Source organism: Pectobacterium versatile (assembly GCF_020166435.1).
Classification (GTDB): domain Bacteria; phylum Pseudomonadota; class Gammaproteobacteria; order Enterobacterales; family Enterobacteriaceae; genus Pectobacterium; species Pectobacterium versatile.
The window spans coordinates 519,796-544,801 of record NZ_JAINZP010000001.1; the positions used below are offsets into that span (position 1 = coordinate 519,796).

General features: G+C 49.3%; 25 protein-coding genes and 2 pseudogenes. 17 read left to right on the forward strand and 10 right to left on the reverse strand.

Annotated elements, in window-relative coordinates; translation table 11 throughout:
* Positions 1–145 precede the first annotated feature (145 nt).
* Positions 146–310: a hypothetical protein gene (locus K7X24_RS02285; protein WP_224552652.1), complete on the forward strand. Its 165-nt coding sequence runs from the start codon at positions 146–148 to the stop codon at positions 308–310.
* Position 311: 1 nt separating this feature from the next.
* Here K7X24_RS02285 and K7X24_RS02290 read toward each other — a convergent pair whose 3' ends face one another.
* Both K7X24_RS02290 and K7X24_RS02295 read right to left on the reverse strand, forming a co-directional pair.
* The gene (locus K7X24_RS02290; RefSeq protein WP_224552654.1) at positions 312–809 is read right to left on the reverse strand and encodes a zonular occludens toxin domain-containing protein; all 498 of its coding nucleotides are present in this window, start codon (positions 807–809) and stop codon (positions 312–314) included.
* Between the two features lie 3 nt (positions 810–812).
* Positions 813–1,100 (reverse strand): DUF2523 family protein, encoded by a 288-nt coding sequence (locus K7X24_RS02295; protein WP_224552656.1) that lies wholly within the window; start codon positions 1,098–1,100, stop codon positions 813–815.
* Between the two features lie 404 nt (positions 1,101–1,504).
* Between K7X24_RS02295 and K7X24_RS02300 the strand changes: the two genes are divergently transcribed.
* Both K7X24_RS02300 and K7X24_RS02305 read left to right on the forward strand, forming a co-directional pair.
* On the forward strand, positions 1,505–1,792 hold the full coding sequence (locus K7X24_RS02300) for a VF530 family DNA-binding protein (protein WP_224552658.1): 288 nt from the start codon (positions 1,505–1,507) through the stop codon (positions 1,790–1,792).
* Positions 1,793–1,797: 5 nt separating this feature from the next.
* A complete protein-coding gene (locus tag K7X24_RS02305; protein WP_224552660.1) occupies positions 1,798–3,090 on the forward strand; it encodes a glycoside hydrolase family 10 protein in 1,293 nt (430 codons plus the stop codon).
* A 47-nt stretch (positions 3,091–3,137) separates the two neighbouring features.
* Here the strand turns inward: K7X24_RS02305 and K7X24_RS02310 are convergent, their stop codons facing one another.
* Both K7X24_RS02310 and K7X24_RS02315 read right to left on the reverse strand, forming a co-directional pair.
* Positions 3,138–3,473 (reverse strand): type II toxin-antitoxin system RelE/ParE family toxin, encoded by a 336-nt coding sequence (locus tag K7X24_RS02310; RefSeq protein ID WP_224552661.1) that lies wholly within the window; start codon positions 3,471–3,473, stop codon positions 3,138–3,140.
* Positions 3,474–3,503: 30 nt separating this feature from the next.
* Positions 3,504–3,737, reverse strand: a complete 234-nt coding sequence (locus K7X24_RS02315; protein WP_224552663.1) for a type II toxin-antitoxin system Phd/YefM family antitoxin — start codon at positions 3,735–3,737, stop codon at positions 3,504–3,506.
* A gap of 409 nt (positions 3,738–4,146) precedes the next feature.
* Between K7X24_RS02315 and K7X24_RS02320 the strand changes: the two genes are divergently transcribed.
* The 3 genes and pseudogenes from K7X24_RS02320 to K7X24_RS02330 form a co-directional block, all read left to right on the forward strand.
* Complete coding sequence (locus tag K7X24_RS02320) at positions 4,147–5,532, forward strand: diaminobutyrate--2-oxoglutarate transaminase (RefSeq protein ID WP_029367562.1); 1,386 nt, start codon at positions 4,147–4,149, stop codon at positions 5,530–5,532.
* Between the two features lie 18 nt (positions 5,533–5,550).
* Complete coding sequence (locus K7X24_RS02325) at positions 5,551–7,053, forward strand: pyridoxal phosphate-dependent decarboxylase family protein (RefSeq protein ID WP_411961329.1); 1,503 nt, start codon at positions 5,551–5,553, stop codon at positions 7,051–7,053.
* Positions 7,054–7,170: 117 nt separating this feature from the next.
* A pseudogene (locus K7X24_RS02330) lies at positions 7,171–7,550 on the forward strand (EamA family transporter); the annotation flags it as partial.
* 21 nt (positions 7,551–7,571) lie between these two features.
* On the opposite strand, the gene pptA reads toward K7X24_RS02330, so the two are convergent.
* On the reverse strand, positions 7,572–7,802 hold the full coding sequence (gene pptA / locus K7X24_RS02335) for a tautomerase PptA (RefSeq protein WP_205552738.1): 231 nt from the start codon (positions 7,800–7,802) through the stop codon (positions 7,572–7,574).
* A 267-nt stretch (positions 7,803–8,069) separates the two neighbouring features.
* Here pptA and K7X24_RS02340 point away from each other — a divergent pair, with 267 nt between their 5' ends.
* The 8 genes and pseudogenes from K7X24_RS02340 to K7X24_RS02375 all read left to right on the forward strand — a co-directional run bounded on the left by K7X24_RS02340 (position 8,070) and on the right by K7X24_RS02375 (position 14,975).
* Positions 8,070–8,606 carry a DUF3472 domain-containing protein gene (locus K7X24_RS02340; RefSeq protein WP_224552668.1) on the forward strand — a complete coding sequence of 179 codons (537 nt, stop codon included), beginning with the start codon at positions 8,070–8,072 and terminating at the stop codon, positions 8,604–8,606.
* A 590-nt stretch (positions 8,607–9,196) separates the two neighbouring features.
* Positions 9,197–9,832, forward strand: coding sequence for a hypothetical protein (locus K7X24_RS02345; protein WP_224552670.1), 636 nt, complete (start codon positions 9,197–9,199; stop codon positions 9,830–9,832).
* A gap of 70 nt (positions 9,833–9,902) precedes the next feature.
* A pseudogene (locus K7X24_RS02350) lies at positions 9,903–10,877 on the forward strand (glycosyl transferase); the annotation flags it as partial.
* A gap of 309 nt (positions 10,878–11,186) precedes the next feature.
* Positions 11,187–12,371 (forward strand): pyridoxal phosphate-dependent aminotransferase, encoded by a 1,185-nt coding sequence (locus tag K7X24_RS02355; protein ID WP_224552672.1) that lies wholly within the window; start codon positions 11,187–11,189, stop codon positions 12,369–12,371.
* Between the two features lie 192 nt (positions 12,372–12,563).
* Positions 12,564–13,313 carry a bifunctional NADP-dependent 3-hydroxy acid dehydrogenase/3-hydroxypropionate dehydrogenase YdfG gene (gene ydfG, locus K7X24_RS02360; RefSeq protein WP_224552673.1) on the forward strand — a complete coding sequence of 250 codons (750 nt, stop codon included), beginning with the start codon at positions 12,564–12,566 and terminating at the stop codon, positions 13,311–13,313.
* A gap of 268 nt (positions 13,314–13,581) precedes the next feature.
* Entirely contained in the window at positions 13,582–13,932 is a 351-nt protein-coding gene (locus K7X24_RS02365) for a DUF1283 family protein (RefSeq protein ID WP_224552675.1), read from the forward strand.
* Between the two features lie 235 nt (positions 13,933–14,167).
* A complete protein-coding gene (locus tag K7X24_RS02370) occupies positions 14,168–14,722 on the forward strand; it encodes a hypothetical protein (protein ID WP_224552678.1) in 555 nt (184 codons plus the stop codon).
* Positions 14,723–14,741: 19 nt separating this feature from the next.
* A complete protein-coding gene (locus K7X24_RS02375; RefSeq protein WP_318013117.1) occupies positions 14,742–14,975 on the forward strand; it encodes a DUF1161 domain-containing protein in 234 nt (77 codons plus the stop codon).
* 126 nt (positions 14,976–15,101) lie between these two features.
* On the opposite strand, the gene K7X24_RS02380 is transcribed toward K7X24_RS02375, so the two are convergent.
* From K7X24_RS02380 to K7X24_RS02390, 3 genes are all read right to left on the reverse strand, one after another.
* On the reverse strand, positions 15,102–16,589 hold the full coding sequence (locus K7X24_RS02380; protein ID WP_107332889.1) for an MDR family MFS transporter: 1,488 nt from the start codon (positions 16,587–16,589) through the stop codon (positions 15,102–15,104).
* A gap of 102 nt (positions 16,590–16,691) precedes the next feature.
* Positions 16,692–17,357, reverse strand: a complete 666-nt coding sequence (gene bioD, locus K7X24_RS02385) for a dethiobiotin synthase (RefSeq protein ID WP_010296067.1) — start codon at positions 17,355–17,357, stop codon at positions 16,692–16,694.
* Between the two features lie 133 nt (positions 17,358–17,490).
* Positions 17,491–18,708 carry an ROK family transcriptional regulator gene (locus K7X24_RS02390; RefSeq protein WP_095994551.1) on the reverse strand — a complete coding sequence of 406 codons (1,218 nt, stop codon included), beginning with the start codon at positions 18,706–18,708 and terminating at the stop codon, positions 17,491–17,493.
* A 708-nt stretch (positions 18,709–19,416) separates the two neighbouring features.
* On the opposite strand from K7X24_RS02390, the gene K7X24_RS02395 reads away from it, so the two are divergent.
* Positions 19,417–20,079, forward strand: coding sequence for a hypothetical protein (locus K7X24_RS02395; protein ID WP_224552680.1), 663 nt, complete (start codon positions 19,417–19,419; stop codon positions 20,077–20,079).
* A 23-nt stretch (positions 20,080–20,102) separates the two neighbouring features.
* On the opposite strand, the gene K7X24_RS02400 is transcribed toward K7X24_RS02395, so the two are convergent.
* Positions 20,103–20,999 carry a LysR family transcriptional regulator gene (locus tag K7X24_RS02400; protein ID WP_224552682.1) on the reverse strand — a complete coding sequence of 299 codons (897 nt, stop codon included), beginning with the start codon at positions 20,997–20,999 and terminating at the stop codon, positions 20,103–20,105.
* A 114-nt stretch (positions 21,000–21,113) separates the two neighbouring features.
* Here K7X24_RS02400 and K7X24_RS02405 point away from each other — a divergent pair, with 114 nt between their 5' ends.
* Positions 21,114–22,382 carry an MFS transporter gene (locus tag K7X24_RS02405; protein WP_224552684.1) on the forward strand — a complete coding sequence of 423 codons (1,269 nt, stop codon included), beginning with the start codon at positions 21,114–21,116 and terminating at the stop codon, positions 22,380–22,382.
* Positions 22,383–22,534: 152 nt separating this feature from the next.
* On the forward strand, positions 22,535–23,470 hold the full coding sequence (tus, locus tag K7X24_RS02410; RefSeq protein WP_224552686.1) for a DNA replication terminus site-binding protein: 936 nt from the start codon (positions 22,535–22,537) through the stop codon (positions 23,468–23,470).
* Positions 23,471–23,533: 63 nt separating this feature from the next.
* Here tus and fumC read toward each other — a convergent pair whose 3' ends face one another.
* Entirely contained in the window at positions 23,534–24,931 is a 1,398-nt protein-coding gene (gene fumC, locus K7X24_RS02415) for a class II fumarate hydratase (RefSeq protein ID WP_201878291.1), read from the reverse strand.
* Positions 24,932–25,006: the final 75 nt, after the last annotated feature.

Below are 25,006 nucleotides of genomic sequence, written 5' to 3' on the forward strand. Positions count from 1 at the left end.
TCAGAACCTAACGCAAGAAACGGGAGGGCTGTCAGAAATTACTAACATGTTGATTTGCTGGAAAGCGATGGTGGGATATGAAGTTATTTATCACTGTAGGTCATTTAACATAATATACATTATGCGAACTAATGAGAAGCTGGCTGTGCTGCCAGAACGTGCCCTGAGCGATGGCGAAATTACAACCCTGAATCGACTGTCAGTGTTGAATAATTCATATAACGCATTGAGATTGCCAGAAGAAAACTTCACAAAGTTATCCATGCTGGCGTTGTTGCTGGATGATCCTATCTGGATCGAAAAACGCTGATTTAACATTTTAGCCGCAATCGCCAAACCAGAGCCGTTACGCTCTGTGGTCTGGACTTCATAGACATAACCGCCGACATAAATTTCATCACTGGGGGTATCAATCGATGGAATAACTTATTGTAATATTTTAATGTTTTTTGATGTGCCATAAAAAACCAACACATCGAACGATGCCCTTTCAGCAACATTTTATCTGTTTCCCAGAAGCGCCATGCTTCGTCAATACAGATTAAATCACCAGATTTGCAAAACGTATCACCTGCCCCTTTATAAGGCAGAAAGTCTTCCTTATTGACATCATCATCAGAAACCGGAATAACAATACCAGGTATGACATCTTTTAATTTTTCATCATTAAGAATGAAGTTCTCATGGGTCACTCCCTCAATGTTCGTCACAATACGGCGACCATTGAGAAAAGCAGGCAACATGACCGAGCGAACCACTTCATATGTTTTTCCTGACCCGTTAATGCCAATGTATGCGGTAATCGACATAATTTAACCTATCAGTGGAATGCGGCGAATAATAAAACGGGTTAGCCAGGTCGAAAGCACGATTTTAATCCCATATGGCAACATCATCAGATTGGCGAAATACCAGACTGAATCAGGGAATTGTGCAAAAATTTCTCGAATATTTGTGTCAATAGGTAATTGCTCCTGAAGTACAGGAATCGCTTCAGAAACAAAAAGGTAAATTGCAGTAAAAAAAACGAATTTAATAACGATGCTTTTAAATAGCCAGACAAGAACAGAGTTCAACGCCAAGATAAGAATGCCAAACATAATTTCACCTATGCACTGAGTATAATTCTCAAAGCTGAAAACGACCAGAGAATAGAAGCAAACAGTTGTATCAAATTCCGAAACTTCTCTAATAAAGTACAATGCGCATCTACTGTGAAAGTTCGGTTATTCCATTCAAAAGAATACGTTGGACATTGTGCGACTCTGACAGGAATATCGTAATTTTGCAGAAAAGGCATTAGGGAAAAAATGGGAGCCAATATATCCCGTCCGGTAGGTATATTTGACAATTCAGACAATTTTTTCCAGGTTTCTCAGGTGTGGCATCGACTGGATTGAGTGTTTGTGTCAACCGCATAACATTGCTGATCGCCCTGCTTTCTTGTAACCTTCTCGTTTAAAAATCAATTTTGAATATAAGATCTGAAACTACCGGACGTTACATGACTGCTCATATTTCTAAAGATCCTTTGCATGGCGTCACGCTTGAAATGCAAGTCAATGCGCTGGTTGCCCGTTTTGGCTGGGTTGAGTTGGGTAAACGGATCAACATCAATTGCTTTAAAAGCGATCCAAGCGTCAAATCCAGTTTAACGTTTTTGCGTAGAACGCCTTGGGCACGTGCTGAAGTTGAAGCACTGTATCTTGATTCTCTGGATGGTGTCGCGTCCACAAAATCAGACGATAGTGCTGTCGACCCATGGGCTAACAGCCGTAAAAACAAGAGTTAACCAACGTGAAAAAGCCAGTTTTCCTTATTGCTACTGCACTTCTACTAGTTAGTTGCACGTCTAAACCACCGAGCTCGCTTGTCACCCCGTTCCCTCCTGCTAAGCAACCGCTGCCGACACAACTTCAGCAGCAGGAACCCATGCGCGGCGTTTGGTTGGCGACCGTTTCCCGTTTGGATTGGCCGCCGGTTGCATCCGTCAATGCCAGAAACCCAGCTATCCGCATGACTCAGCAGCAGGAAGCATTGAAAGGCAAGCTGGATAAATTAAAAAGCCTCGGCATCAATACTGTATTTTTCCAGGTTAAGCCTGATGGTACTGCGCTCTGGCCTTCTAAAATATTGCCCTGGTCAGATATGTTAACGGGCAATATTGGTGAGGATCCGGGCTACGATCCGCTACAGTTCATGCTGGATGAAGCGCACAAACGCGGTATGAAAGTCCATGCCTGGTTTAATCCCTATCGCGTCTCCGTTAACACTAAGCCGTCAACCGTGGCGGAGCTCAATCGCACCTTGTCGCAAAATCCGGCCAGCGTATTTGTGTTGCATCGTGACTGGATCCGCACGGCAGGCGATCGCTTTGTGCTCGACCCAGGCATCCCAGAAGCGCGAAACTGGATCACCAGTATCGTGGCCGAAGTCGTTGCGCGCTACCCGATTGACGGCGTGCAGTTTGATGACTACTTCTATGCTGAATCATCCGGTTCGATGCTTAACGATGGTGAGACTTTTAAGAAATATGGTCAGGGATTTGGCTCAAAGGCGGACTGGCGGCGGCATAATACACAGCTATTGATTGAACAGGTGTCGCGAACTATCAAGCAGTTGAAACCCGAGGTTGAATTTGGCGTCAGCCCAGCAGGCGTATGGCGTAACCGCTCACACGACGCGGCAGGCTCTGACACGCGAGGCGCGTCGGCTTACGATGAAGCTTATGCCGATACTCGCCTGTGGGTGCAGAAAGGGTTGCTGGATTACATTGCCCCGCAGATATACTGGCCCTTCGCGCGTGATGCGGCTCGCTATGACGTATTGGCAAAATGGTGGGCGGATGTGGTGAAGCCGACGAACACGCGCCTCTATATTGGCGTTGCATTGTATAAAGTGGGTGAACCTTCAAAGAATGAACCTGACTGGACGATAAATGGCGGCGTGCCGGAACTGAAAAAGCAGCTCGATTTGAACGAGTCTATGCCGCAAATTAACGGTACGATTCTGTTCAGAGAAAACTATCTCAATCAACCACAGACCCAAGAAGCGGTTAATTACCTTAGAAATCGCTGGAATCCGATTTAACGAACTACAGAGGCTACAAAACCTCTGCACCTTCCTCTGGTGCTGATTCACGTCTGAATCAAGCGCTTAAATAATAATTGCTGAATATCTTGTCGGTGAGCAAGAAGAGCATGGACGGTAACCAGATTATTTTCGATTGAATAGAGGACTCGATATCCTCCTGAAGTATTATATTCCCTGTATTTTCCGCACCCAATTTTCAACAGTTCTGGGCTGATCTGACAGCTCAAAGGAAACTGCAGGATTTTACTCTCAAATTGGTCCAGAATTTCATTGATCACTGGGCCGAGTTCTACGTCAACACGGCGGAGATGGCTGACAATATCGCTGATACAGACTCTAACCGTCGAGGTGTATTCTATCGTTACTCTCGGTTCTTCCATTTAGCGTCCCTTCCTGATGACATTGTCAGTTCAGAATTTCAGCCCATCCAGCAATTGCTTCCTGCTGAACACTTTTCTGTCAGCTTTGTCTTTCTCAGACAGCGTTAGAAGTTTCAGTAGTGCAATGGCATTTTCCCGTTCTTGCTGTTGATCGTAGGATTCAATAACGTAGGCAGGAACGCCATTCTGAGTCACCAGAATGGGTTCAGCGAGGTCAAGCGTGGCAGCGTTTTTCTTTATATAGCTAATCGTCTCGATCTTCATGATGCTTTCCTCCTGATATCGATTCCAGTCTTAATTTAGTCTTTATATAGACTGAAAACAATATGTAAAGCATCATCATACTTCTCTCTTGTGGCTTTCTCTCTGATCGCTATAGCTAAACGTGCTGTTTACCCCTCTTATTGCCGCTTTTTTGGTTCAAGAATTCTGCAGTAGGAGGATTTTTTTTGCTTATTTAATAAGCATGTAAAATCCCCATGGCATCATGATTAGTAAGTAATTATTTAAGTTATTGATTTTTATGTGAAAAAATAAAAATTCCGAAACGAAATAAATTATTGAGTCGATGACTGAAAAACCCTATATTGGCCGCGTTTTTCTTATAGTAGTTACGTGTTTAATTCATTTATTCAACTGTGGTTGCCTGCGAGCTCACGGTTGTAGGAGAGATATGATGACGGATAAAGTCCGTATTGACAGTTTAGGTGCGAATTCATTAAACGGAAACAATGAAACCTATTTGGCAAGACAAGCTGAATTTGAATCGAACGTGAGGAGTTATCCACGCAAATTGCCTTTGGCAATTGCGAAAGCCGAAGGCGTGTGGATCACCGATGTTGAGAATAATCAATATCTTGATTGTCTGGCCGGGGCGGGAACGCTGGCGCTTGGACATAACCATCCTGACGTGCTGCAAAGCATCCAACGTGTCATTACTAGCGGCTTGCCGTTACATACACTTGATCTGACAACGCCGTTGAAAGATCAGTTCTCTGAGTATCTGCTTTCCTTACTGCCTGGTCAGGGCAAAGAGTACTGCCTCCAGTTTACGGGCCCTTCTGGCGCCGATGCAGTCGAAGCCGCTCTGAAACTGGCAAAAAAATACACTGGTCGTGCTGGTGTGATCAGCTTCTCCGGTGGCTACCACGGCATGACGCATGGCGCGCTGTCGGTAACGGGTAACCTGTCACCGAAAGAAGCGGTCGACGGTATGATGCCTGAAGTCCAGTTTATGCCTTATCCGCATCAGTACCGCTGCCCGCTGGGTATTGGCGGTGAAGCGGGTGTGAAAGCATTAACCTACTACTTTGAAAACCTGATCAATGACGTTGAGAGTGGCGTACGCAAACCAGCAGCGGTAATTCTGGAAGCGGTTCAGGGTGAAGGCGGCGTTAACCCGGCACCTGTCGAGTGGTTGCAACGCATCCGTAAAGTCACGCAGGAACACGGTATTCTGCTGATCATCGACGAAGTGCAGGCGGGCTTTGCTCGTACCGGTAAATTCTTCGCCTTTGAACACGCTGGCATTGAGCCAGACATCATCGTTATGTCTAAAGCAGTGGGTGGCGGCTTGCCATTAGCCGTACTGGGTATCAAGAAGCAGTTCGATGCCTGGGCACCGGGTCACCATACCGGTACCTTCCGCGGTAACCAATTGGCAATGGCAACTGGCCTGACGACGCTGAAGCACCTCAAAGACAATCAGGTAGCCAATAAAGTCGCTGAGCAAGGTGAATGGCTGAAAGCCAAACTGGCTGAGCTGCAAAAACGTTATCCGGTGATCGGTCACATTCGCGGTCTGGGATTAATGATCGGGATTGAGATTGTTAAGCCTAATGAAGCGCAGGATCACATGGGTTGCTACCCGGCTGACGGCGAGCTGTCTGCCCTGTTGCAGAAAAAATGCTTTGAAACGGGCCTGATTCTGGAGCGTGGTGGCCGTCATGGTTGCGTTCTGCGTCTGCTACCTTCCCTGCTGATCAGCAATGCTGAATTGGAAATCTTCCTGGATAAATTTGAAAACGCCCTGCTGTCTGCTGGCGTGAAGCCAGTCTGAGTGGAGCGAATGACCACGATGTCCCAATTAGTGAAAACAGAAGCAGTGGAAACAAAAATCAACCCGATTCTGGCCTCCTCGGCACAAAGCATAGAGGCCTATCAGGACGCGATTACGCAGAGTAGTCAAGCCGTCATGCAGTGGCTGCAACAGCCTGAGATGTATCAGGGGAAAACTGTTGCTGAACTGCGTGAGCGCATCACGCTGGATTTTAATCCTCAGGGCCTAGGTAACCAGGCCGCTATCGAGCGTGCGATCGAGTACTTTTTGAAAGACAGCCTGTCGGTGCATCACCCACAGTGCGTCGCTCACCTGCACTGCCCAAGTTTGGTGGTCAGTCAGGCGGCGGAAGTCTTGATTAATGCCACGAACCAGAGCATGGACTCCTGGGATCAAAGCCCATCTGCGACCATCATCGAGATGAAGCTGATTGAGTGGCTGCGTACTCAGGTTGGCTACCAATCTAGTGACGCTGGCGTGTTCACCAGTGGTGGCACCCAGAGTAACCTGATGGGGTTGATGCTGGCGCGTGATGCCTTCTTTGCCCGTCAGGGACATTCGATCCAGCAAGATGGATTGGTTGGTAACCTGAAGAAAATTAAAGTGTTCTGTTCTGAAAATGCCCATTTCTCGGTGCAAAAGAACATGGCTTTACTGGGGCTGGGTTATCAATGCGTTACGCTGGTGAAAACCGATCGCTTCGCGCGGATGGATCTGAACGATTTAGCAGAGAAAGTGGCGCTGGCCAAGGCTAACGGCGAGCAGATTCTGGCGATTGTGGCGACGGCAGGTACCACGGATGCCGGTGCGATTGATCCTTTACGGGCGATTGCAACACTGGCGGCAGAACACCAGATTTGGGTACACGTTGATGCAGCCTGGGGCGGCGCACTGCTGCTGTCAGAGAAGTATCGCGATTATCTGGACGGCATTGAGTTGGTGGATTCCATCACGTTGGATTTCCACAAACAATTCTTCCAGACCATCAGCTGCGGCGCTTTCTTGTTGAAAGAAGCTCGCCACTATGAGCTGATGCGCTATCAAGCGGCTTACCTGAACTCTGAGTTCGATGAAGCACAGGGCGTCCCTAATCTGGTGTCGAAATCATTGCAGACAACGCGTCGTTTTGATGCGTTGAAACTGTGGATGGGTCTGGAAGCATTAGGCCAACAGCAGTACGCCGCGATCATCGATCACGGCGTTACGCTGGCACAGCAGGTTGCACAGTATGTGGATGGACATGTTTCACTGGAATTGGTGATGCAGCCACAGCTGGCAAGCGTTCTGTTCCGTTTCCGCCCGCAACAGCTGGCGACAGCGGATGATGCGATTATCGCTTTGCTGAACCAACGCATTGGCGATGCATTGTTGGAATCAGGTCGTGCCAACGTAGGCGTCACCGAATTTAACGGTGTTACCTGCCTGAAACTGACGCTACTGAACCCAACGGTCAGCCTGGACGACGTCAAAGTTCTGCTGGCACTGGTTGAAAGCACGGCACAGCCTCTGCTGACCGCGTAATCCCCCTACTTTACCGCACGGTGAAAAGCCGATAACACTTAACAGGTTATCGGCTTTTTTATTACTGAGTTTTCTGACCGTATTATTGCACCGGCATACGGAATAAATAGAAACACTAGAATCGCTAACGGCGCGAACGGTATTACTCTCTTCTTTATCCTAACGGCATTAACGCTGTGGGTTCACTATCTACTCGCCCCTCAACCTGAATTTATTATCAGTACGCCCGTCATCATCAGTTTGATTCTCGCCGCTGGTGCTATGGGGTTTGGTTACGCGGCGTGGAATATCGGTATTCTGCACGGTAATGTACCGTTCTGGCGACCGCGTCTTATTTCATTCCCGTCATTTCCGCTGCGCTTGCGGCATTTATTCTCAACTCGACGTTAACCGTTGTTTTCTGGCAAGGTGCGGTAATGGTTAGTCTGGGATCGCTGCTGTGTTGGTGGTCTACCCGCTCCGCTACATTGAAAAATGTCTCGGAGCAGGCCAATTAATGCGCCAGGATGCGGGGAATATTAATAAGAATATCCCGGCTTTTTCGGCAACGTATTCAACTGCGGTTTGATGAATGGGTCGTAAACGTCATCTTTCCAGCGCTCCGGCTGGATTTCGTTTAACGCGACAGAAAGTGATTCGTCGGAAGAACCGAAATGCTTTTTCAGAACCGAAGCAAGATCTTCCGCGACGGCTTTCTTCTCTTCTTCAGACAGGTTCCTTGGGAAGTGTTTGACATCAATATGGGGCATGGAATGGTCCTTTTCAGTGCTGAAACAGCATGTTGGTTAAGATAGCCAGTTAGTTAAGATAGCTAGTGTGCATGAAGACGGCAATAGGGTTGTTCACCCGATGATAAACAATCCGTTTGAGACAAATTGGCCTAAACTCATCGAAATGTGTCATTCAGGCCACTGTTAGCGATCTGCCAGATTCTTATACTGCTTCTGTTTGGCGCGTAACAGCGCTGCACATATATTTTTGTAATATCTCCTGAAGAACGAGGTTTTTACTATGCGATGCAATATCGGTTTATTAATGGTAATTTAGGCTATATTGGTTTGCAGCCGAGAGGTAAAGACTCCGGTTTGGCTATATTCTCTGTATTTGGCAGTGGCGTGAAGCCAATAGCCCCACACTGTACGGGCTCGGCGGATGGTGGAGAAGGCTCCAGTTGCTCAAAAACGATAAATTTAGTTTTTGGACATAAATATAATTTAACCGTCAAGAGAGATGATAAAAACGATAAAGTATGGAGAGGATATGTGGAGGATACAGTAACTGGTGAAATCAATGAAATAGGGGCATGGCAACCTAGAGATGGTTCAGAAGGAATAAAAAATTCCGAGGTTGGCTTTGTGGAATATTACCCTCAAATTAATTCTTGCTCGAAGATACCATATACAAGCGTATTCTTTGGTTCCCCCGTGTCAAATTCATATATATCAGGAACGCTAAAAAAACCCTACACCTACGGGAAATGTAAAGAATTTGTTGATTTTAATACAGAGGAAAGTACTGGTGGCTGGGACATTACTCTAAAAGGAATAAAATAATAAATAATGGCCGCACATTAAAAGTGCGGCTGCTTCTGTAGCCATGTTCAAATGAAGATGCTCTATTTATTCACTGTACGACAGCCTGCGGGCAAAGGGGATCTTAGAGTGTCATAACGGAGATTAGTGATTAATTAGTATATAAATGGCCATTTAAAATGTCCGCTTAAAGGTGTTTACTGTTCCATTACTCCCCAACTCCCCCTATGAAAAAAATAGTTTGAGATCTTTTTCTGTGCAGTTTAAACAGCATTTTAGCGTGAGCCCGACCGGCTGGAATAAAACGTTTCAGGATAAAAGTCGTACACGCTGATGTTCATCAGTCCGTCAGAGAATAGCCATATCATTATATTATTGGTGAAGATATGTATCACCGCCTATCCTTTAAATGTGACTATAATCACATTCATCAATACCACGGACACAACACCTCACTGACAGATACGCCCCTTTCTGACTAACGTTAATCGCCCTCGTGACACTCTGTTTATGTTTATCCACGAACATGGAGAACCCATGTAAACGCGTAATACGAAGCTGATTATCTTCAGCGATCTCGACGGATCGTTGCTCGATCATGAGACTTATCGGTGGGATGCCGCGAAACCGTGGCTGACGCGGCTGGCGTTCCACTGATTATCACCACCAGTAAAACGGCGGCTGAAGTTGAGCCCTTACAGCGGGCGCTCGGGCTGGAACCGTATCCCTATATTGCGGAAAACGGTGCCATTGCCGTGCTACCGCCGACATGGCAATCACATCCTGATTATCCAAGGAAGCGGATTGGCATGGAATATTCTGTTATCCGTGCTCGGTTGGCTCAGTTGCGCGCATCCGGTTTCCGCTTCAAAGGCTTTGGCGATATGAACAGCGAGGAAATAGCAGAGATGACGGGGTTAACCGTGCAAGATGCCCGACGAGCACAACAGCGTGAAGGCTCTGAACCGCTGCTGTGGCTGGACGAGCAAAATGCCCTACCGCGCTTCTGCCAGTTATTGGCAGACGCAGGCCTGTCTCTGACGCAAGGTGGCCGCTTCTATCACGTCATGAGTGCTCAAACGAGTAAGGGATTTACGACAAACTGGATAAAAACACAGTATATCGAGAAGTGTGACACTGACATCACAACGCTTGGTCTGGGAGACGGCCTATTCCAGCCGGTCGGGCTCACGCTAAAATGCTGTTTAAACTGCACAGAAAAAGATCTCAAACTATTTTTTTCATAGGGGGAGTTGGGGAGTAATGGAACAGTAAACACCTTTAAGCGGACATTTTAAATGGCCATTTATATACTAATTAATCACTAATAAATTTTTCTCTCGGTTGCCGCACCGACATCGCATTCTATGGAACGATGGTCCGCGCCTGAAAGCACTCAGCGACGAACTGGCAGAAAAGTCGCTGGCACCGGAGGAACCCGGCAAGGGCCGGAATGTCTGGTTTTGTGTCGGCTACACGCTGGCATCGCGTCGTTCTTCCTGTGTCGCCCTACACGATTGTGACATTGTCACCTATGACCGGGCAATGCTGGCCCGCCTGCTCTATCCCGTGGCAAATCCGCACTTTAATTATGATTTCTGCAAAGGCTATTACGCCCGTGTTGCAGAGGGAAAACTGAATGGCCGCGTGGGGCGTCTGCTGGTTTACCCGTTACTGAAATCGCTGCAAAAGGTCTACGGCAATTCCGACTATCTGGATTACATGCGCAGCTACCGTTATCCGCTTTCCGGCGAGTTTGCAATGCGCCCCACCATTCTGAACAACCTGCGTATCCCGAGCGATTGGGGACTGGAAATTGGCGTGCTGTCAGAAATCTATCGCGGAACCGCAATCCGCCGCATTTGTCAGGTGGATATCGCGGATCGCTATGACCATAAACATCAGCCGATGTCTGAAGATGATCCAAACGCGGGATTGCAACGTATGGCGGGTGACATCACAAAAGCGCTGTATCACAAGCTGGTGATTCTCGGCGTGAATATCACCACGGACTCTTTCCGCGTCCTGCGGGCGACCTACTACCGGACCGCGCTTGATATGATTGATGCTTTCGAACATGACGCACGCATGAATGGCCTGAGTTTCGACCGCCATAAAGAGGAGTCGGCGGTGGAGCTATTTTCGGATGTGATTACCTTTTCTGGCCATGCCTATAGCGATGTCCTGGGGGATAAACCGTTTGTGCCGAGCTGGAACCGCGTGCAGTCTGCGTTTCCCGATATTCTTGAGCGGTTATATGCAGCGGTAGAAGCCGATAATCAAGAAACGTGATGCCCTCTGCTATGCACTCGCTATCTCATAGGGCAAACGCATCATGATGCATCATTGCATGTGTCATAGTGGGTCTCTTGCATAAGTAATTCATATCATTAGATTTAATCACCTGATGAATCAACCAGTTTTTCTTACCATTAATCAGCGCATCAGAAAGCGCAGCATTTCCCGCCAGACGGGCATGCTTGCCGTAAGAAAATATTATTTCACCTATTTGACAAGGTATTAGCGTTCCATCGATTAAGGAAGTTGGCGCGTTTTATGCTTTAGCTCTCCTGTCATTATGTAACTAAGGAGAGTGTTTTGATGAATTTTTTAATCAATGAAAGCGACGTGTTAAACCCGAAACGCAGAGCATTATTAAAACTTTCTGGCGCCCTGCTGGGAACGGCGGCGGTAACGACAGGGTTAAGTTCACGGGTTTTTGCCGAGACACAGCCTGAGAATGCTGCATTTACCGCACCGTCGGCCGCTAATCCAATCCATATTAACTTTAATGAAAATCCACTGGGTATGTCACCCAAGGCACAGGCCGCCGCACGCGAGGCCGTCGTGAAAGCCAACCGCTATGCAAAGAATGAAATTTTACTGCTTGGCAATAAACTGGCGGCGCATCATCAGGTCGAGGCCCCTTCCATCTTGTTGACGGCCGGATCGTCCGAGGGCATCCGGGCGGCAATTGAAGCCTACGCATCGCTGGATGCACAGTTGGTGATTCCTGAATTAACCTATGGCGATGGCGAACATTTTGCCAAAATTGCCGGCATTAAAGTCACGAAAGTCAAAATGCTCGACAATTGGGCGTTCGATATTGAAGGGCTAAAGGCGGCCGTTGCCGGTTACAGCGGCCCTTCCATCGTTTATCTGGTCAACCCCAACAACCCAACGGGCACGATTACGCCTGCGGATGTAATTGAACCGTGGATTGCCAGCAAGCCAGCCAATACGATGTTTATCGTTGACGAGGCCTACGCCGAGTTCGTCAATGACCCGCGTTTTCGTTCTATTTCGCCGATGATTACCCAAGGCGCAGAGAACATTATTCTGCTCAAAACTTTCTCCAAAATACACGCGATGGCCGGTATGCGCGTTGGGTATGCCGTCGCCCATCCCAACGTGATTGCGTTGATGGGAAAGTATGTCGCGGGCGAAAAAATCAACTTTAGCGGCGTGGATGCCGCATTAGCATCTATGGACGACTCGGCATTCATTACCTACAGCAAAAAGAGTAATGATGTGTCGCGCCAAATCCTGCTGAAAGCGCTGGATGACCTGAAACTGCCTTACTTATCGTCGGAGGGAAACTTTGTTTTCCACCAATTGGTCGTGCCGCTCAAGGATTACCAAAAGCATATGGCAGACGCAGGTGTGCTGATTGGCCGTGCGTTTCCTCCTGCGGATAACTGGTGTCGCATCTCGTTAGGGACACCGCAAGAAATGCAGTGGGTTGCAGATACCATGCGTGAATTCCGTAACAAAAACTGGATTTAATCCTCCGTCATACCGCTATGGCTCGACATCCGCCCCTCGTTCTGAGGGGCGATTCTTCCAAAACCACATCGTTGAAACCGGAGTAACGCTTGACCCACGGGGAATTGCGCGGCTAAATGATCGCATGCCTTTCATTATTTATAGTGATATCAGGCACAAGCAGAACATGAAAACGGTCAGGGAGAAAAGAGCATGATTATTTTTGTTACCGGTGCAACGGCTGGGTTTGGTGAGTCAATTACGCGTAAATTTATTAGTGCGGGCCATAAAGTGATCGCGACGGGCCGTCGTCAGGAACGTCTGGATGCACTGAAGGCGGAACTGGGCGGTGCACTGTATCCGTTAAAACTGGATGTGCGCGACCGTCAGGCGATTGAACAGGCTGTTGCTGCCCTGCCAGCCGAATGGCAGACAATTGATGTGCTGGTGAACAACGCCGGACTGGCGCTGGGTCTGGAGCCTGCGCATAAAGCATCGGTAGACGATTGGGAAAACATGATCGATACCAACAACAAAGGGCTGGTGTTCATGACGCGCGCGCTGCTGCCAGCCATGGTGGAACGTAATATCGGTCATATCATCAACATCGGTTCTACCGCAGGAAACTGGCCATATGCAGGTGGTAACGTGTACGGTGCCAGCAAGGCGTTCGTGCAGCAGTTTAGCCTGGGATTACGTGCCGATCTGTTTGGTACCCGAATCCGAGTAACAAACATCGAACCGGGCTTGGTCGGTGGAACGGAGTTCTCGGCCGTGCGCTTCAAGGGTAACGACGACAAAGTCAGTAAAACCTATGACAACACGACGCCGCTGACGGCTGAAGATGTGTCTGAAGCCGTTTTCTGGGTGGCCACGCTGCCAGCACACGTCAACATCAACACGCTGGAAATGATGCCGGTCAGCCAATCTTTTGCTGGGCTAAGCGTACATCGCGAAGGTTAATCATTACTGAAACACAAGAATTAAGGGCATGAACGCTGTTTCATGCCCTTTTCTTTTGTCAGCGCCCTTTCAGCGCTGTGCGGTACAGTTATAGTGCCATTGAAGCGAAGGATGTATACTTCCCGTTATAGGCAACCTTTCGTTTTTCACGAAGCGCGAAGGTTACAGGAACGGCGGTCGCCTTTTGTTGTCTACCGCGTGCCGTGAGCTTGTTATCGTTCTGCGGCACTGGCGTTTGTTTTTATCATTCGTTCTGTCAAGGTGAAACATGAACCACTACTCTTTTTCCTCTTTGATTCGGGCCTTAATCCCACTTTCTTTGGTTATCGCTTCTGCTGCCTGGCAGCCTGCCGCGCTGGCAGATACACGCCATATCATTGTCGATTCCGGCGACAGCGCGTTATCAAAAGAAGCCGCGCGTCAAAGCAAAGAGCAATGGGATTCAACCCGCTCGCTGCGTAATAAAGTCAATAACCGCGTTGAGAAGGAATTCGATAAAACTGAAAAAGCGATTGATGGGCGTGAAAAATGCAACGCCAGCTACAACGTCAATGCTTACTGGGAAAACACCACCGATCGTTGCCTCGATCGTCGTACTGGCCGCCCCGTTACCCCCTGATTTTTCACCCACGCCTTCTGGCGTGGGTTTCCCCTTTTCTCTTTGTAGTGCAGCAAACAAAATAGTGCAGCAAATTAGCCTGTATCCGAAGGTGACATCACCGTTACACTCAACGATTATCGCTATATCGTAGCAACACGCATTTTTATCCAAAATGGAGTGCATCAGGATGAATATGGATTTAGCCCGATTATTTTCACGCCCTTTTCACATAAAGCTATGGGGCGTGTTTATCATGTGTCTATTGGTCAGTTCGTGCGCAAGTACCTATCCGAAGACGGATAACATCACGGCGATCACCAATGACAACGGGACGCTTATCGCGGAGTCTGCTACCTACGTTTATAAATTCTCTGACGCCCGCGCTCAAAAAGAGTATCAGGACTATTACGCGTTTTATCGTGATTACAAAGACATCATCACTGGCGTGAGGGTCGATTTTTCTCTCCGTAATAATGGTCAAGTCTATGCAAGCTATAAAAACATGATCGACACACGCCAACTAACCAAAGAGCAGTTGGTCGATTTACGCGAGCTTTACGCGGCGAGAATTCCTTCAGCAATGGGAAAAGGCGAAGTTACGTTTAGCGCGAGCGGCACATTTAGTAAAAAAGACGGCTCACTGGTCAGCCCGACAACACAGGGCCGCCTACCGCAGCCCATTCCTGTGGTTATCAATAACAGCGATAACTCCGGCGAAGAAGTGCTACTTGCTCCCCTCATGGTTCCGGCTGTTATCCTTTTCCCACTCTTTATGATGTATGGCTGCGCCACTGGGCCCTGCGTTTAGCTTTCTCCGGCCATCACTGATGGCCGGGTTTCGCGGCTTTTTCGCGTTATTCCTGGTTGCTCCGTTGGCTGCACAGGCATCTTGCGAAAGCGTGAAAGCGGATATTACCCAGAAAATCATCGCCAATGGCGTACCAGAATCTGGTTTTACGCTGGATATCGTCCCGAACGATCAGGTGAATCAGGCCGGTGGTCAGGTGGTTGGTCACTGCGAGAGTGATTCTCACAAGATTGTTTACACCCAGCCATGCTGAGGGCGACGCCAATACGGAAAGTGCGCCAGCGCCAACAGAAGGCCAGCCGACGACCACACCGTAGCCCTTCCTCTAGATGTTCTAGCATAGATGTTCAAAAGGCGCTTTCGCGCCTTTTCTTTTGCCTTATTTTTGTCTGGTTTCAGCCTGCCCCGGCCGCTGGCTTGCTGGGATCATTCTGGCGGAAAGCAGCGTGATGGCCGCGATGAGTGCCGAAACGATAAATACCCCGTGGATTGACGAGGCGACTTGCGATGCCAGCGTATCGAGCTGGTTTACGCTCAGCAGGATGCGCTTAGCCGGATCCATGAGCGTCTGGAGTGGATCGCTCACTTCCGGCAATCGCCAGTGCAGACTGATGTTCAGCGTGGCACCAAGGATTGCCGTTCCCAACGCGGAACCTAGCATGCGGGTAAACATGGCGGAAGCCGTGGCGATGCCGCGAATGGAGTAGTCCACCGAGTTTTGTATTGATACCAGAAATGTGGTGCTGCTCAACCCCATTCCCGAGCCGATCAGAAATGCCGCTAGCCGCGCCCACATAAGGTTGCTGTCCGGTTGAACGGTCAGAAGCGTCAGGCTGCCGATAAGCAGCACAATACCGCCGAGCATTGCCGTAAACCGGTAAGACGTCCACAGCATTAAGCGCCCGCTCAGCGTGCTGGCCAGCGGCCAGCCAATCGACATCATCGCCAGTATACTGCCTGCTTCCAACGGTGTTTTACCCATTACGCCTTGAATAAACGTTGGCAAAAAGGCGCTTACACCCATCATGGCTGCCCCGACGACTAACCCGCCGAGGTTACCGGCGATAATGACCCGATTGCGCCACAGCGCCAGCGGAAACAGCGGCTCCGGCGTGCGCTTTTCCTGTCTAACCAGCAGAATGCTGCCCACGGCAGAGATCGCAAGCAGCGGGATCACCCAGTAACCAAACACCTCAGCCTGTAGCAGCGCCATCAGCAAACTGGCGACGGACACAATCAGATAGAACGCCCCCATCCAGTCCAACTGATGCTGGCGCACGGTATTCATCGTTGGCAGATAACGAGCCAGCAGGAAGATGGAGAACAGTCCAATCGGCACGTTGACCCAGAAGACCAGCGCCCAGTTGAAGTGTTGCACGATAAACGCCCCCAACAGCGGGCCGATAATCGCGGAAAAGCCCCACACGCTGGACAAATAGCCCTGTATTTTGGGGCGTTCGGTCGAACTGTACACATCGGCAACAATAGTGAAGGCAATCGGAGTAATCGCGCCCGCACCCAGCCCTTGTAAGGTGCGGAAGACGATTAGCCAGCCCATCTGCGTCGAGAATCCGCACAGAATCGACCCGAGCAGGAACACGATCATGCCGAAGAAGAATATCTTTTTACGGCCATACAGATCGGCCAGGCGGCCATAAATTGGAATACTGATCGACTGCGTCAGCAAATAACCAGCAAAGACCCAGCCCAATAGGGAAAAACCGCCTAAATCCGCGATGATGGTGGGCAACGCGGTGGCGACAATTGTCACTTCAATCGCGGCCGTGAACATGGCCAGCATACAGGCAATTAAAATCCAATGGCGATGTGGAACAGGTGTTTGTTTCTGGTTATTCTCTGTTTTCATTATATTTTCAGGATAAGAAGAAAAACTGCCTGTGAGTATAACAGGTGGCGTGACGGAGAAAATTTATTCCCGCAGAGAAGCGGGAATAGAAGACGAAAGAAATTAATAGCTGACGGCAGAAAGATCGATATAAGACGAGAGATCCCGCTGTTCGGCGCGTGGTAAGTAAGGCAGTTCGCCCAGTTGCGGTGCCGGAATTTTTTTCCGCAGAACGTGAATGATTTCTGCGTAATTAGCCAGTCCGGGGTTAATACGGTTAGCGACCCAGCCAACCAGCGGCAAACCATCATTGATGATAGCCTGTGCCGTCAGCAGCGCATGGCTTATACAGCCCAGTTTGATGCCAACAACCAGCACGACAGGGAGTTGTTCCTGCACTACCCATTCGGAATACGGACGTAGATCGTTCATGACAGTCCGCCATCCGCCCGTGCCTTCGACGACTACGATATCAGCGGTTTCGCCCATGTGACGCAGGCCTTGCGTCATCGTGCAGTAATCAATGGTTCCTTCACTGGCGCTGATTTCATCTTCTCGGAGTGCGATGGGGTTAACCATGTTATAGGGCAATTCGAGCGTGGAGGCGGCTTGTAGCAGCAGTGCGTCTTTATTACGCAGCCCCGCTTCCGTCTCTTCGCACCCTTTTGCTATCGGTTTGTAGCCCGCAACCGATTTGCCTGCCAGCGCCAGTTTTTGCAGTAGCGCCTTGGATACCACTGTTTTGCCAACGGCGGTATCAGTACCAGTGACAAAAATACGTTTCAACATGGGATAACTCCAGACCACCTGAATACCAAAAAACAAGCACAGCTAAAATGCTTTCCAAGCGTGAAAGTCTAGGCTATGCCTCATTCGGGCAGTTTGCGTTAGCGCAATGTTTTGTTGCTCTACGCCTTTATGGTTATCCCTGTAGCAGTTTAACCAGCAGTGATCCATTGTAGAGCGCGTCCTTCACCAGTGCGGCACCAGGCATCGTGCCCTGATTGTAGAATTGGGTCGCTTCCACCTGGAGGTTGTGGCTATAGGGCGGGAATGATTGCTGTTGAATACAGCCTAAAATGGCGGGATGTAAAATGCTGGCCGCTTTATTCAGGGGAGATCCCACCAGAATTTTATCGGGATTGAAGAGATTCACCATGATGGCGACAATGCGGCCGACGTTATGACCGACATCGTTAATGATATCTTTGGCTAACTGATCGCCCTTGAGCGCAGCGTCACACAGATTCTCAACGCTAAGCGGTGAACCATGCAGAAGCGAGCTCATGGACGTATTCATGCGCTGTTGCGCCAGTTCCAGCATATTTTCCGTGCTGGCGACCGTTTCCAGACAGCCGTGATTGCCGCAATAGCAACGCTTGCCATAAGGATCGACTTGCGTGTGCCCGATTTCGACCAGATTCCGGCTTCTCGCATGGAGGATGCGACCGCCGGTAATCACACCCGCACCGACGTTATGGTCGATCACCACCTGAATCACATTTTGGCAATCGCGCGATGCGCCGTATAGCGCTTCGGCCATCGTCCAGGCGCAGATATCATGCTGCAAATACACCGGCAACCCCGTGCGTTGTTCCAGTGCTGGGCCAATCGCCATTTCCTCAACGTCATAAAATGGCATCCGGTGAATAATGCCCTTACTGGCATCAATCATGCCCGGTGCGGTAATCGCGATTGCCGTTAGCCGTTCCAACCGCTTTTGATGGCGAATAAAAAACTGGTCGATTTCATTCAAAATACGGTCGAGCAGTGGCTGTGGCGACACAGCGGGAAGCGGGATTTCTTCTTCCACAACCAGCTTGCTGCTGAGATCGCGCAGCGCCAATAACAGGGTATTGTGGCTGATACGTGCAGAAAGATAATGCCAGGCCTCGGTATCCAGAATCAGGCCAATAGCGGGACGCCCTCTGCTGCCCACATCCTGGTATTCAGTTTCTTGTACCAGATGGGCTTCCAGCAGTTCGCGGACGATTTTGGTAATACTGGCGGGCGCGAGCTGAGCGCGTTTGGACAGTTCGATACGTGATATCGGGCCGTACTTATCGATCAGCCGATACACTGCACCGGCATTCATTTGTTTGATTTGATCGATGTGTCCTGGTTGACCGTCGGCTATCACAAACCTAGCTCCTACTCATTATATACCCGTCATACTTCAAGCTGCATGTGCGTTGGCTTCACTACTCGGCCCGTCGTAGGCCTCGCCCTAAAGGGCCGCTGCAAGCAGCGTTCAAACCTGCCTCTGGCAGATTTGTCAGTCACCCGAATCATTTACTTGAGTAAGCTCATCGGGATGAAAGCTGAGAGACATCCTGTCTCTCACCGAAGGCCAGCCGTTGGCTGGTCAAATTCGTTCCCGACGAATTTGACCTTCCCTTACCGCGTTACGATGCTCATGACTGAGCATCGCCCTAAAGGGCTAACGCTTCGCGTTGTTCAAAACGAATACGTTTTGTCCTGCACCCCGGAGGATCTTGGGTATAATGGGCACTGCTGTTGAAAAATTCATCTTTACTACCGCTGCATGACTATTTTTCACGCTGCAAAATAAAAAAACTGCGGGTATGGTGGGGCTTTTCACTAAAGCCGTCAAATATTTGATTCGTTATGTGACATCTCTCACATATTGAAAATATTCTCTTCTCAATATCCGTGAGACATTGCCGTCTATGCCCTACTTCGTAGTAGTCACCCTATAGCCACTTGGCGCGTTGCGAATACTTTTCAATGAAGAGCGAATTATAATAGATGCATTAAAAGCCAATGGTTATCATTGGTTTTTAATAATTTCTCCAATCCAGAATAGCCGAAAATTTAAAATATTATTATGAAGATCAGTTACACAAAAATACCAACTATCATGAATGTCAACAAATCCACACCTGATAATGGAGTGAAAAAAACATTATTTGGGTTTTTATCCCATTTTAGCAGGGCGAAAAATGTCAATGTTAATGTCAATAAACAACCTGCAAAAGTTGCAAAAGTTTTTTCAAACAATCACAACTCAGAGCATCGCTGCATACAACAAACGGGATATGTAAGTCATTTTGGTCCTAGGCAAGAACCGGCTATCTTTATACATGGTTCTTCAGAGGGTAAATTTGCATACTACAAAGGAAATACGGTAAACCATAAAGACATCGAAGGGAATGACCCTTATATTAGTTTAAACGCAACTGAATTTGTCGCTCGCATTAAAAAAGATTTTGGCTTAGACTTACACAGTAATGGAGATAGAAATGCGAAACCATTGCATTTAATTTCCTGCTATTCGGGTGGAGTAAGCCGAGATACATTAGCGGCTGCAATGTCAATTGCAACAAATAGACAAATAATATGCTATGGAAACAAAGAGCCCGTTTTTATGCGTAATGGTTTAAAGAATAACATGGATGAAGATGTCTATATACATGGTGAATATTCAAAGAAAGCATTACCTGAAGTTCGTCATACTCCATACAACATGATAGGGAGTATGAGAAAATAACGTAGGAAAGACGGTTTTAGTTGTTACTTTTCCAGCATCAGCGACATCAGTACTTTCGCAGCAGCACTTTGTGGCTGATGTCGTGCCGTCACCAACCAAACTTCCGTTGTGGCGTCCTCTTCTTCCAGCAGCAAATATTTCACGCCATCGACCCGAATACGCAAAAACGACGCAGGCAAGATGGACACGCCCAATCCCGCCGATACCAACCCAACGATGGTCATCGCCTCGCCCACTTCTTGCGTAATGTAGGGGCTGATGCCATAGCGTTTCAGCAGCGTCAGCGTATCGTCATACAGCGCCGTTCCAACCGCACGGGAGAAGAAAACGAACGGCTCATTTGCCAGCTGTGTAATGCTGATGGCACGCCCTGCGTCCTGCTGCGCTAACGGATGGGACTCCTGCACGACGGCAATCAGCGGTTCACTCAGCAGCAACTGATGATCCAATGCGTCTGGCAACGGGTTGTTACGCATAATGCCGATATCAAGCTTACCGTTCAGCAGCGGTTCAATTTGCTGTTTGGTATTAAGCTCCATCATCTGAATATGCACTTCCGGGTAGGTTTGGCGAAAACGCAGCAGGCTGCTGGAGATCTTTTTGATAAACGGCGCGGACGACGTAAAACCGATCGTTAATTCCCCGATTTCGCCGCGCTGAATGCGGGACGCTCGTTCCGCCGCCTGATCGACCTGACTGATAATCGACCAAGCCTCTTTCAGAAACATCTCGCCTGCGGGGGTGAGTTGGACATTCCGGTTATTGCGCGCCAGAAGCTTTGCCCCCACCTGCTCCTCCAAAATTTGAATCTGCTGGCTCAGTGGCGGTTGAGAAATGCGTAATCTTTCTGCGGCTCGGCCAAAATGCAGTTCTTCAGCGACCGCAATAAAATAGCGAAGGTGACGTAGTTCGATATTCATACTTTAAACATATCAATCATGATTATTAATATATTATACAAAATAATATCACTCTTCTATGATCCTCTCATTGTTGTTTTACGCCTGATTTACCTTTCTCGGTAAGGAATTATTGTGAGTAACCTGCCATCTTCTGCACCGAACGACTGGCCTACTTCTACGGTCGATGATGCGGATGATATTGCCCCTAAATCTTCTGGTAAAATGCCTTATATCACGCGTGGTACGCCACAATTTATGCGCGTCACGCTGGCGCTGTTTTCTGCTGGTTTAGCGACGTTTGCCCTGCTGTATTGTGTTCAGCCGCTGCTGCCGGTGCTATCTCAGGATTTCGGTATTTCGCCAGCGACCAGCAGCCTGTCGCTTTCCGTATCGACCGTGATGCTGGCGTTTGGGCTACTGTTCACTGGCCCACTCTCTGACACGATCGGTCGTAAGAATGTGATGGTTGTGTCGCTGATGCTGGCTGCAATCTGCACCGTTATTTGCGCGTTTATGACCAGTTGGAACGGCGTATTGATTATGCGGGCGATGATGGGCCTGTCGTTAAGCGGTGTTGCGGCCGTCGCCATGAGCTACCTGAGTGAAGAAATTCACCCCAGCGTGTTGGCGTTTTCAATGGGGTTATATATCAGCGGCAACTCGATTGGCGGCATGAGCGGGCGTCTGGTTAGCGGCGTTTTAACGGACTATTTCCCGTGGCGGGTTGCTATCGGCACAATCGGCGTACTGGCACTCATAGCCGCGATCACGTTCTGGCGTATCCTGCCGGAATCACGTCATTTCCGACCCGGTTCGCTGCGCCCGAAAACGCTGCTGCTGAACAGCAAACTGCACTGGCGCGACGCGGGTTTGCCGCTGCTGTTCCTTGAGGGATTTTTGCTGATGGGCGCATTCGTTACCCTGTTTAACTACATTGGGTATCGGTTGCTGGCACCGCCTTATTTACTCAGTCAGGCGGTGGTTGGCTTACTTTCCGTGGTTTATCTCACAGGAAGTTATAGTTCGCCAAAAGCCGGAGCATTAACTGCCCGCTACGGACGTGGCCTTGTGCTAAGCATTGCGATCCTTCTGATGCTAGCGGGACTGGGAATGACGGCACTGAGCCCGCTATTCGCGATCTTTGGCGGGATGATGCTCTTTACCGCCGGCTTCTTCGCCGCTCACTCGGTAGCCAGCAGTTGGATTGGCCAACGGGCGCGGCGCGCGAAAGGTCAGGCGTCATCAATGTATCTCTTTTCTTACTATCTGGGTTCAAGTCTGGCCGGTACGCTGGGGGGATTTTTCTGGTATTCATTCGGCTGGATGGGGATCACCGTGTTTCTGAGCGCCCTCTTATTTCTCGCACTGGCAGTCAGCCTGATACTCAAACAGCGCCTTTAAACGCCTTTCTTACCGGAGTTTGCCTGATTCAGGTAAACTCCGCGTTGTTCCCTCCCCCGTAAACCCTGCCTGAAATAATGACGATCGCGATTGCTGAAGTGTTCGTTTATCAGTATAAATACAAGTATGTTGTAACTAAATTGAATCTAGCTATGAATAGCTACACGCTAATCGATCGCATGAACCTCTGTTTTCAAACGTTAGAAACCAAGCTGGTTCTGATGCAACAACAGTTTTCCGAATATCGGCTGCTAGTTGGTCGCGTCTATTCCCTTCCCCATGTGGAAAAAGGAACGGAGCATGACCCTATCGAGCATATCGCCGTCACGCAGTACGTTGGACAAGAGGCTCGCGATAAAGGGCTAGCCCATTTTCAGCGTCTTTTCATTCACCACTATCCAGAAACGCTCAGCAGCAAAAGCGCGATCCGTTTGCCGGGCGCACTCTGTTTTTCCGTCAACGCAGTACAATATCAGCAGGCAGACTCACTCATTGCGGAAATTAATGCGCTGAAAAAAGAGCTGGAGCTGATTATTACCGTCGAATCCGGGCTAGAACCGGAACAACGCTTTGAGTTCGTCCACACGCATTTGAAAGGGTTGATCACGCTGAGTGCTTATCGGTCGTTGACGCTCATAACCAACCCCGCATCGGTACGCTTTGGCTGGGCGAACAAGCACATCATTAAGAACATGACACGTGTGGAGCTACTGGAAAAATTGACCAAAAGCCTGAATGCGGCAAAAAACGCCGCACCGTATACCAAAGTGCAGTGGATTGAACATGTCGAGCAGGAGAGAGACGCGGTATTGTCGCTGCCGGAAGACGCCGTTTTGAAAATCAAACGTCCAGTCAAAGTGCAACCCATCGCACGAGTGTGGTATCCCGAACAGCAGAAACAGATTCAGCATCCCTGCCCGTCCCCTCTGCTCGTGCTTTGTCAGCAGGAATATGGCTGCGACGTGCCCATTATCGGCGAACTCAACCCTTATGACGCCAACAACATCAAGCATAAGCACAAACCTAAAGCGGCCGAGCTTCGCCTGCTCATTCCACGTTTGCACCTGTATACCGATGCACCGGAATGAAAAAGAAAAAGCCTGCGGGTAAACACCGGCAGGCTATAGGATAAAACGCTGACTACCGCGCTATTACTTTTTCAGGCTACCGACCATCTCTTCCGGTCGAACCCACTCATCAAACTGTGCTTCTGTGAGGTAGTTCAGTTTGAGCGCAGCCGCCTTCAGCGTCAGCCCTTCTTTGTGCGCTTTTTTGGCAATTTCTGCTGCTTTGTCATAGCCAATATGCGTGTTGAGCGCGGTCACCAGCATCAGCGATTCGTTCAGCAACTGAGTGATGCGATCGTGGTTCGGTTCAATCCCCACCGCACAGTGCTCATCGAAGCTCTTCATGCCATCAGCCAGCAGGCGAATTGATTGCAGGAAGTTATGAATCACCATAGGACGATACACGTTCAGCTCAAAGTTACCGGACGCCCCGCCGATATTCACCGCGACATCGTTACCCATCACCTGGCAACACAGCATCGTCAGTGCTTCACACTGGGTCGGGTTGACCTTGCCCGGCATGATGGAACTGCCTGGTTCGTTTTCAGGAATACTGAGCTCGCCAATACCACAGCGCGGACCAGACGCCAGCCAGCGTACATCGTTAGCAATCTTCATTAACGATGCGGCCAGCCCCTTCAAAGCACCGTGCCCGTGAACCAATGCATCACAGGTTGCCAGCGCTTCAAATTTATTCGGCGAGGTGACAAACGGTTGACCGGTGAGCGTCGCCAGCTCAGCCGCCACGCGCACCGCATATTCAGGATGCGTGTTTAGCCCTGTTCCGACCGCGGTGCCGCCCAGCGCCAGCTCACAAATGTGCGGCACGCTGTTCTCGATATGCTTCAGGTTATGCTGCAACATCGCGGCCCAGCCGGAGATTTCCTGCCCCAGCGTCAGCGGCGTGGCATCCTGTAAATGCGTACGACCGATCTTGACGATATCCTTAAACTGCTCCGCCTTGGACGCCAGCGTGGCGTGTAACGCTTTCAATTCAGGAATCAGGTGTTCGTTGATCGCGACAACAGCGGCGACATGCATCGCCGTCGGGAAGACGTCGTTGGAACTCTGACTTTTGTTGACATCATCATTGGGATGAACCAGCCGATTGTTGCCCCGCTCTCCCCCCAGCAGTTCACTGGCGCGGTTCGCCAACACCTCGTTCATATTCATATTGCTTTGCGTGCCAGACCCCGTCTGCCAGATCGCTAACGGGAACTCCCCGGCATGCTGGCCTGCCAACACTTCGTCCGCCGCCTGAATAATCGCATTTCCCCGATCGGCAGGCAGAAGCATGAGATCCATATTGACGCGGGCTGCCGCTCGCTTGGTTTGTGCCAGCGCATAAATCAGCGCGCGGGGCATTTTCTCTTCAGAAATACGGAAGTGTTCCAGCGATCGTTGCGTTTGTGCGCCCCATAACCGTTCAGCAGGAACATCAATCGGTCCCATTGAGTCTTTTTCACTACGCGTCGTGCTCATTACCTTTCCTCCTTAAAATACACATTCAACTAGTAGAAGACATCGAATCACATCGCTGGGCCTATTCTGATAACA

Bases quoted from the DNA above. Each gene is read 5' to 3' on its own strand.
- K7X24_RS02290 (WP_224552654.1), bottom strand. From the start codon at position 809: ATGTCGATTACCGCATACATTGGCATTAACGGGTCAGGAAAAACATAT.
- K7X24_RS02295 (WP_224552656.1), bottom strand. From the start codon at position 1,100: ATGTTTGGCATTCTTATCTTGGCGTTGAACTCTGTTCTTGTCTGGCTA.
- K7X24_RS02300 (WP_224552658.1), top strand. From the start codon at position 1,505: ATGACTGCTCATATTTCTAAAGATCCTTTGCATGGCGTCACGCTTGAA.
- K7X24_RS02310 (WP_224552661.1), bottom strand. From the start codon at position 3,473: ATGGAAGAACCGAGAGTAACGATAGAATACACCTCGACGGTTAGAGTC.
- K7X24_RS02315 (WP_224552663.1), bottom strand. From the start codon at position 3,737: ATGAAGATCGAGACGATTAGCTATATAAAGAAAAACGCTGCCACGCTT.
- K7X24_RS02320 (WP_029367562.1), top strand. From the start codon at position 4,147: ATGATGACGGATAAAGTCCGTATTGACAGTTTAGGTGCGAATTCATTA.
- K7X24_RS02325 (WP_411961329.1), top strand. From the start codon at position 5,551: ATGTCCCAATTAGTGAAAACAGAAGCAGTGGAAACAAAAATCAACCCG.
- pptA (WP_205552738.1), bottom strand. From the start codon at position 7,802: ATGCCCCATATTGATGTCAAACACTTCCCAAGGAACCTGTCTGAAGAA.
- K7X24_RS02340 (WP_224552668.1), top strand. From the start codon at position 8,070: ATGCAATATCGGTTTATTAATGGTAATTTAGGCTATATTGGTTTGCAG.
- K7X24_RS02355 (WP_224552672.1), top strand. From the start codon at position 11,187: ATGAATTTTTTAATCAATGAAAGCGACGTGTTAAACCCGAAACGCAGA.
- ydfG (WP_224552673.1), top strand. From the start codon at position 12,564: ATGATTATTTTTGTTACCGGTGCAACGGCTGGGTTTGGTGAGTCAATT.
- K7X24_RS02365 (WP_224552675.1), top strand. From the start codon at position 13,582: ATGAACCACTACTCTTTTTCCTCTTTGATTCGGGCCTTAATCCCACTT.
- K7X24_RS02370 (WP_224552678.1), top strand. From the start codon at position 14,168: ATGTGTCTATTGGTCAGTTCGTGCGCAAGTACCTATCCGAAGACGGAT.
- K7X24_RS02375 (WP_318013117.1), top strand. From the start codon at position 14,742: ATGGCCGGGTTTCGCGGCTTTTTCGCGTTATTCCTGGTTGCTCCGTTG.
- K7X24_RS02380 (WP_107332889.1), bottom strand. From the start codon at position 16,589: ATGAAAACAGAGAATAACCAGAAACAAACACCTGTTCCACATCGCCAT.
- bioD (WP_010296067.1), bottom strand. From the start codon at position 17,357: ATGTTGAAACGTATTTTTGTCACTGGTACTGATACCGCCGTTGGCAAA.
- K7X24_RS02395 (WP_224552680.1), top strand. From the start codon at position 19,417: ATGAAGATCAGTTACACAAAAATACCAACTATCATGAATGTCAACAAA.
- K7X24_RS02400 (WP_224552682.1), bottom strand. From the start codon at position 20,999: ATGAATATCGAACTACGTCACCTTCGCTATTTTATTGCGGTCGCTGAA.
- tus (WP_224552686.1), top strand. From the start codon at position 22,535: ATGAATAGCTACACGCTAATCGATCGCATGAACCTCTGTTTTCAAACG.
- fumC (WP_201878291.1), bottom strand. From the start codon at position 24,931: ATGAGCACGACGCGTAGTGAAAAAGACTCAATGGGACCGATTGATGTT.